Genomic DNA, 7,110 nt, shown 5'->3' with positions numbered 1-7,110 from the left:
TTTCAGCATGCAGAGTGGTGATCATATCCAATAAACCCAGGCCTTTTTTAGATGTCCCGACCGTGCTTTCAACACCGTGTGGATCATCAATTTGTTGCCCCAGCATTTGAAAGCCACCACAGATACCGAGCACCTTGCCGCCATACCGCAGATGTTTATCAATCGCTTGGGGCCAACCTTGCTGTTCCAACCATTGCAGATCAGCACTGACATGTTTGCTGCCCGGCAGAATAATCAGATCAGCCGGTGGAATGGGGGAATCCGGGCCAATAAACTGCAAATTTACCTGTGGGTGAAGTCGTAACGGATCCAGATCAGTATGGTTACTGATGCGGGGAAGTACAGGCACAATAACGTTTAGCACATTTTTAGCTTTTGCTACCTGCGAAGTATTAATGGCATCTTCGGCTTCCAGATGCAGGCCATGCAGATAGGGCAACACTCCTAAAACGGGTTTGCCGGTGCGTTGTTCCAGCCAGTCGAGACCAGACTGCAACAAGCTGATATCGCCGCGAAAACGATTAATCACAAAGCCTTTGACCCGTTGTTGTTCAGTAGAAGAGAGCAGATCTAACGTGCCTACCAAATGGGCAAATACGCCGCCCCGATCGATATCGGCGACTAATATCACCGGACAATCCACCGCTTCGGCAAAACCCATATTGGCAATATCCCGATCACGCAAATTGATCTCTGCTGGTGAGCCGGCACCTTCTACCATTACCACATCATATTGATTAATCAGCCGTTGATGAGACTCAAGTACTGCCGCCATCGCAGTTTGTTTATAGTCGTGGTAAAACCGCGCATCCATATTGGCAATGGCTTTGCCATGAATAATGACCTGAGCCCCCGTGTCACTGTTTGGTTTCAATAAAACCGGATTCATATCCGTATGTGGCGGCAGATTACAGGCTTGTGCTTGAACCGCCTGAGCTCGCCCGACTTCACCACCTTCAGCGGTCACAGCACTATTTAAAGCCATATTCTGGGGCTTAAATGGCGCGACAGAATAACCTTGATTCACCAGCCAGCGACACAGGGCGGTAACCAAGGTACTTTTACCCGCATCAGAGGTCGTTCCCTGAACCATAAGCGTTTTGCGCATCATGACGGCACGACTTTTTGCAAGGCGGTTTCCAGTCGTAACCATTCATGTTCCGAAGCGGGCAAACCAAAGCGTAAAGCGGCGGGTGCATCAAATAATCTGCATAAAATCCCTTGTTGAGCCAACTGCTGATGAATATGTGAGGCCTTGTCAGTTTTTATCCATTGAAACAATCCGCAACCACCTGTTGGCTTAAGATCATATTCAGTAAGCAAATCAAACAGGCGCTGAGCATATTGTGGCAGATATTGACGTGATTGTTTTTGCCAATCGGTATCGGCCAGTGCCTGGCTGGCTATCCATCGTGAAACTGAGGCAATAGGCCAGGGACCGGACTTTTCTGTAAGTTGATTGAGCACGACTGGATGGGTGATCACAAAGCCGACTCTGAGGCCCGCCAGGCCAAAAAACTTGCCAAGTGAACGCAAGATAATCAGGCCATTCATCACTGGAAGCGAAGCCAGACTATGCGCGGGCGCAATATCGATAAATGCTTCATCAACTATCAGCCAGCCACCACGTTTCTGCAAACGCTGATACCAATTTAATAAACAGTCTGAGCTGAAGGTTTCACCTGTGGGATTATTGGGATGAACCACAATGACTACATCAAAGTGATCAATCAGCTGATCCAGTTCAAAGCTCTCCAACTCAGATACTGCATGGCCAGCCTGTTGCCAGCAATAGCGATATTCTTGATAAGCCGGGGACAATATGGCAACCCGACAAGCGGGCCGCATCCGGGGAAGTAACTGTATGGCAGACTGAGAGCCAGCCATTGGCAAAATATGTTCACATTGATAATAGGCTTTGGCTTTTTCAATCAGGTCATCTTCAGCTTCGGGCAGTCGTTGCCAGAGTGTTGTTGGAATAAATTCAGGAACCGGCCAGCCATGAGGATTAATGCCGGTCGAAAGATCCAGCCAATCATTGACCGGAATGCCATATTGTTTTGAATTAGCCTGAATGCGGCCGCCATGATTAAGCATGGTGAATTCCTACGATAATACCTGTCACCATCAGCCATAACCCCACGCTGAAAAACACCAGACAAAGTGCACGTTGAATATCCTTTGCTTCAGCCGGATTTGATGTCCCCAGATGGGGGCGTTGATGCCACTCGCCGTGGTAGCAGGCAGCTCCGCCGAGTTGAATATCCAAAGCGCCTGCGCCGCTGGCCATTACCGGACCGGCATTTGGACTATCCCATTTGGATGCCTGCTGCCGCCAACAAATAAAGGCTTTGCGGCTATTGCCAAGCAAGGCATAGCTCAACGCGGTAAGTCTGGCGGGAATATAATTTAAAACATCATCAAGTCGTGCTGCCGCTTTACCGAAATAGAGATAGCGCGTCGTTCTGTAGCCCCACATGGCATCCAGGGTATTGACGAGTCGATAAGTGACTGCACCTGCAGCACCGCCGATGGCAAACCAGAACAGGGTGGCAAAAACCGCATCATTGCCATTTTCCAGTACCGATTCAATGGTGGCTTTGTTGACATCAATATGTTCTTTGTCACGACTGACAATACGACTGGTCAGCGTTTTGGCCTGTTCAATATCACCTTGCTGCATGGCATGCAGAATAGGTTTTGCGTGATCAAACAGGCTGCGGTGACCGATGCATAAAGTTAATACCAGGATAGAAAATAGCGTTCCCCAGACAGCAAACTGGCTAATGAAAAAACTGATAACGGCAAAGGGCAGAACGCAAAGCAGCAAAGCCAACAGGCCGAGAATAAATTGTCTGGAAGTGCTGTGGTGGTTCTGGTTAAAACGGGATTCCAGTTTGTTTGCCAGCGTACCAAAGCCCACCAAAGGATGCAGGCATTTGGGTTCACCAAAAAACCAGTCCAGAATCAAAGCAGACAGCATCATAATAAACGTCATGATTTGGTTCTGACTGGCCAGCAGTTTTCAAAAATCAGCTCATCCAAAGGTTGACGTTGTCGCCAATTTTCCTGTTCCAGCATGGGTTGTTGGTAAAACTTATCGACATGACCCAAACAAAGAATGGCGACCGGGCAGGCACCTTCAGGAATAGCCAGTAACTCAGAGAGTTGGTCGGGATCAAACAAGGATACCCAGCCCATCCCCAAACCTTCGGCACGGGCAGCCAGCCACATATTCTGAATGGCACATGATACCGATGCCAGATCCATTTCCGGCAGGGTACGCCGACCAAAAATATGCGACTCACGTTTATCCATCAACGAAATAACCAGCACTTCGGCGCACTCCTTGATGCCTTCGACTTTCAGCTGCAGAAATTCCGTTTCGCGTTCACCCAGCGCCCTGGCAGTCAGAACTCTTTCGTTTTCAACGATTTGATGGATAGCGTTGCGGATGTCGGTATCGGTAATCCGAATCATCCGCCAAGGCTGCATCAGCCCTACGCTTGGAGCCTGCCAGGCGGCGTGAAATAATCGCTGCAGAATATCCTGATCGATGGGCTCAGCAATAAAATGCCGTATATCCCGACGCTCACCAATGGCGCGATAAACCGCCTCACGATCCTGGTCATTAAAACGGTATTTATCCAGACTCATGGGGTAAACCAGCGGGCGATTAGTTCAGGGGCTGACGGAAAGTAAAAGTGGATATAACTGGCGGTCAGGCGTAGTTGCTGAAATACCGCTTCACTGACTTTGTTGTCATTAGGGGATTCAGCATAAGCAATAGCGTCGAGTTGGTTTTCCAGCAAGGAATGGTGATAGGTATGCCCACGTAAGGTGTGATTATCAAGAGTGACTTGTTGTAAAGCCAAGGCTGTCAGTCTGGCCTGCAATTTGGCATCGGCTGCCAGCACGCCACACATTTCAGCTTGTTGGCCATGCTTATCGGTTAAGGTACGGCACAAATACAGCATGCCACCACATTCAGCCACAATCGGTTTATTGGCATTAATATGTTCACATATCGCCTGACGCATCGACATATTTTGGCTGAGTGTTTCCAGATGCAGTTCAGGATAACCACCGGGCAGATAAAGACTATCCACTTCAGGAAGTGTTGAGTCAGTTAATGGCGAGAAAAATACCAGCTCAGCGCCCATTGCGGTTAAACAATCCAGATTCGCCCGGTAAATAAAGGCAAATGCTGCATCCTTAGCCACGCCGATGCGAAGATCTTTTAATAATGGGGGTAAAGCTTCAACAGGTTCGTAGTCTAGTTTGATTTGCGGTAAAACAAAGTTGGGATTGAGCTGAATGCTATCTGCCAGTTTGTCCAGACGCTCACTCAAATCCGTGAGTTCATCAGCCTGAACCAAACCCAGATAACGGCTGGGCAGACTTTCAGTTTGACGAGGCATAGTAGCAAGATAGGGTAGATCGTCTGGTAAAGTGGATGTCAGCATTTCAGCATGTCTGGCACTGCCCACACGATTGGCCAGAACGCCAGTCAACGTCACATCCTGACGAAATTTGGCTAAGCCGAACGCTAACGCAGCGAATGTTTGTGCCATGGCACTGGCATCAATCACCGCTAACACCGGGATTCCCAAAGTGGCAGCCAGATCAGCTGTGGAGGGCGCGCCATCAAACAAGCCCATCACCCCTTCAATCAGAATGATATCCGCCTGTTGGGCGGCTTCAGCGATAAGTTGTCTGGAGTGAGTTTCACCGACCATCCATAAATCAACTTGATAAACCGGATGGCCGGAGGCAAAAGACAGGATCATTGGGTCCAGAAAGTCTGGACCCACTTTGAAAATTCGGACCTGTTTACCCTGACGTCGATAATGCCACGCCAAGGTCGCGGTAACGGTTGTTTTACCTTGACCTGAGGCGGGGGCAGCAATAATCAGCGCAGCGCAGGTTTGCGGCTGCTTTGACATTAACGTAGCTGATTACTGCGCTGGCTCAAATTGGCAAAACGGAAGCTGATATGAATCACCGCGGCTATAGCGATATAAAAGCTTAATTTACTCAGGTTACCAGGATAGGACTGCACAAACCGGGTCATATACTCAGCCATGGTGGGATCAATATAACGACCTGAAAACCAGTAAAAACCACCGCCACTGAACAAGCCGGCAATTGCAGTCACCGAAACCAGTGTCAATGCAAGGGTAAACAATGCGGTCCAGTTAAATTGGTATTTGGATTGGAACCAGCGACCTGCCAGCCATAAACTGCCGTAAGCGGGTAATAAAAATCCATACGCTGGTGAAACACAAAAATTACTGGCACCACCGATGTAAACCGACATCAAATCCAACACGACAGCCATGCCTAAAAACACTGGAAACCACAATTGGGAAGCCAGATAAAACCCGGCGAGCATAAATACGGCCCAGGAAGCGCTGTGTAAAACATTGATATCGGCAAAATGATGACCGCGAGTCATCACCATTAATAAAGCCAGAAGTGCAGCCACGATCAGTTGCTGACGTTGAGATAATAACGACATTGAGGTTCTCCGATGTGCTCACCCGCACAACTTGGTTAATAGCATTTTCGGTCAACAGACCAGGATATTTCAGGCCGGTCTCCGGACTCATAAGTGGTGCCATCACCAGTTGAACACCTTCCCGTAAAAATACAGTGGCGTAACGTTCAACCTGAACTTATTTACCGTTGCGGGGGCAGTGTCGGGGTTATTCAATGTTTGGCTGCACCGACTTCCCGTTTCATCACTTTCGCGACACCTGAAACTGCCGACAGAATAAGGATTAGCAAGCTATATTGTCAATTTGGAAATCATTAATTGTCCTTATCAGGTTTGACGATAAGCCATGGGAGATTTAAGATGCGCGCCTCTTCAGGTGCTTTGATATCCATCAGAGTTAAACGGGAAGTTGGTGAAAAACCAACACTGCCCCCGCAACGGTAAACGTTGAAAATGCATCCAATCAGCCACTGCGATTAATCGTGGGAAGGCGGGTGTACTGGCGCAAGCCACAACGTGAGTCCGGAGACCGGCCTGAAGTTCATCACAACCAACGTGTGTTGTGTGACTTTATTAATCCGGATCGCGGGTGAGCGTATCCCCAGGAGACAATATGAAACCTTTAACAAAGGCCATGCCTTTGCGTGTCTGTGCCCGACTGACTTTGGCGGCACTGGCTACTTCCACCTTCTCTGTTACGGCTCTGGCCGAACAGGAATCCCTTGATGCAATAACCATTACCGCCAACCGGATGCCTACCGAAAATGCGCTGGCACCCAATAGCGTTATCACGCGTGCTGATATTGAACGTTTGCAAATCAATGATTTGCCTAGCTTATTATCACGGTTTCCAAGTATGGATATTTCAAATAGTGGTGGCTTAGGGAAAAACAGTAGTGTCTATTTGAGAGGAACAAATTCAGATCACGTTTTGTTTTTAGTTGATGGGGTTAAATGGCATTCTGCTACATCAGGCGGTGCTGCCATCCAGGACTTTCCGATAAATCAGATTGAGCGTATTGAAATCGTACGTGGACCAAGGTCTGGTTTGTATGGTTCTGAAGCGATTGGTGGTGTCATTCAGATATTTACCCGGCAAGGTAAAAAACAAGACCCGACACCCTATGCTTCGGTTGGAATTGGCAGCCATAATACCAAACAGGCCAGTGGTGGTGTCAGTGGTGGTAATGAAACAACGCGTTATCATGCAAATTTCACGCATCAATCCACCAATGGAATTAATGCCCGAGAAGAAGATAATCCGGATCATGATGGTTATCGGAATAATAGTGTTTCAGCAAAAGTTGATCACGATATCAATAAGGACTGGAGTGTTGGAGCGAATTTTTTACGCGCTCAATCCCGAAATCATTATGATAGTTTTTCTGTTACAGAAGATTTTTATGCTGATAATATTCAACAGGTTATGGGCGTAAACACACGTTATCAGTTCACTGATTATTGGTTAATGTCACTCAATTTATCTGAATCAAGGGACGAATCGGATAATTATAAAGATGGCATTCCGGATGGCACTTTCAATACCCGTCATCGGTTTATCAGTCTGGTCAATACTTTTATGCTGACAAAAAATCAACGACTTAATGTAG

Annotated in this window: 7 protein-coding genes and 2 riboswitches; of the genes, 1 reads left to right on the top strand and 6 read right to left on the bottom strand. The window is 47.8% G+C overall.

The genetic code is table 11. From position 1 onward, the window contains the following. The 6 genes from B3O33_RS02085 to B3O33_RS02060 form a co-directional block, all read right to left on the bottom strand. Positions 1-1,111: cobyric acid synthase (locus B3O33_RS02085; protein ID WP_292362833.1), on the bottom strand; the 1,111-nt coding region annotated here is incomplete at its 3' end. Continuing rightward, on the bottom strand, positions 1,108-2,097 hold the full coding sequence (gene cobD, locus B3O33_RS02080) for a threonine-phosphate decarboxylase CobD (RefSeq protein WP_292361393.1): 990 nt from the start codon (positions 2,095-2,097) through the stop codon (positions 1,108-1,110). The genes B3O33_RS02085 and cobD, both read right to left, overlap by 4 nt. Next, positions 2,090-2,998: an adenosylcobinamide-phosphate synthase CbiB gene (gene cbiB / locus B3O33_RS02075; protein WP_292361392.1), complete on the bottom strand. Its 909-nt coding sequence runs from the start codon at positions 2,996-2,998 to the stop codon at positions 2,090-2,092. The genes cobD and cbiB overlap by 8 nt, the downstream gene beginning before the upstream one ends. Next, positions 2,995-3,657, bottom strand: coding sequence for a 5,6-dimethylbenzimidazole synthase (gene bluB, locus B3O33_RS02070; RefSeq protein ID WP_292361391.1), 663 nt, complete (start codon positions 3,655-3,657; stop codon positions 2,995-2,997). Before bluB ends, cbiB begins: the two co-directional genes overlap by 4 nt. Beyond that, a complete protein-coding gene (locus tag B3O33_RS02065; RefSeq protein ID WP_292361390.1) occupies positions 3,654-4,946 on the bottom strand; it encodes a cobyrinate a,c-diamide synthase in 1,293 nt (430 codons plus the stop codon). The genes bluB and B3O33_RS02065 overlap by 4 nt, the downstream gene beginning before the upstream one ends. Further along, positions 4,946-5,521: a hypothetical protein gene (locus tag B3O33_RS02060; RefSeq protein ID WP_292362832.1), complete on the bottom strand. Its 576-nt coding sequence runs from the start codon at positions 5,519-5,521 to the stop codon at positions 4,946-4,948. The genes B3O33_RS02065 and B3O33_RS02060 overlap by 1 nt, the downstream gene beginning before the upstream one ends. Before the next feature lie 55 nt (positions 5,522-5,576). Beyond that, positions 5,577-5,778: riboswitch (cobalamin riboswitch) on the bottom strand. Between the two features lie 79 nt (positions 5,779-5,857). Continuing rightward, positions 5,858-6,052, top strand: a riboswitch (cobalamin riboswitch). 61 nt (positions 6,053-6,113) lie between these two features. Between B3O33_RS02060 and B3O33_RS02055 the strand changes: the two genes are divergently transcribed. Further along, positions 6,114-7,110 (top strand): TonB-dependent receptor plug domain-containing protein (locus B3O33_RS02055; protein WP_292362831.1); only part of this gene is annotated, 997 nt, incomplete at its 3' end.

It is taken from the genome of Methylophaga sp. UBA1464 (assembly GCF_002325665.1).
Classification (GTDB): domain Bacteria; phylum Pseudomonadota; class Gammaproteobacteria; order Nitrosococcales; family Methylophagaceae; genus Methylophaga.
The sequence above is the reverse complement of the archived record's forward strand: the minus strand, read 5'-3'. Positions and strand labels throughout refer to the sequence as shown.

What these genes read in the sequence shown, in the direction of transcription:
- cobD (WP_292361393.1), bottom strand. Translation starts at nt 2,097, where the DNA reads ATGCTTAATCATGGCGGCCGCATTCAGGCTAATTCAAAACAATATGGC.
- cbiB (WP_292361392.1), bottom strand. Translation starts at nt 2,998, where the DNA reads ATGACGTTTATTATGATGCTGTCTGCTTTGATTCTGGACTGGTTTTTT.
- bluB (WP_292361391.1), bottom strand. Translation starts at nt 3,657, where the DNA reads ATGAGTCTGGATAAATACCGTTTTAATGACCAGGATCGTGAGGCGGTT.
- B3O33_RS02065 (WP_292361390.1), bottom strand. Translation starts at nt 4,946, where the DNA reads ATGTCAAAGCAGCCGCAAACCTGCGCTGCGCTGATTATTGCTGCCCCC.
- B3O33_RS02060 (WP_292362832.1), bottom strand. Translation starts at nt 5,521, where the DNA reads ATGTCGTTATTATCTCAACGTCAGCAACTGATCGTGGCTGCACTTCTG.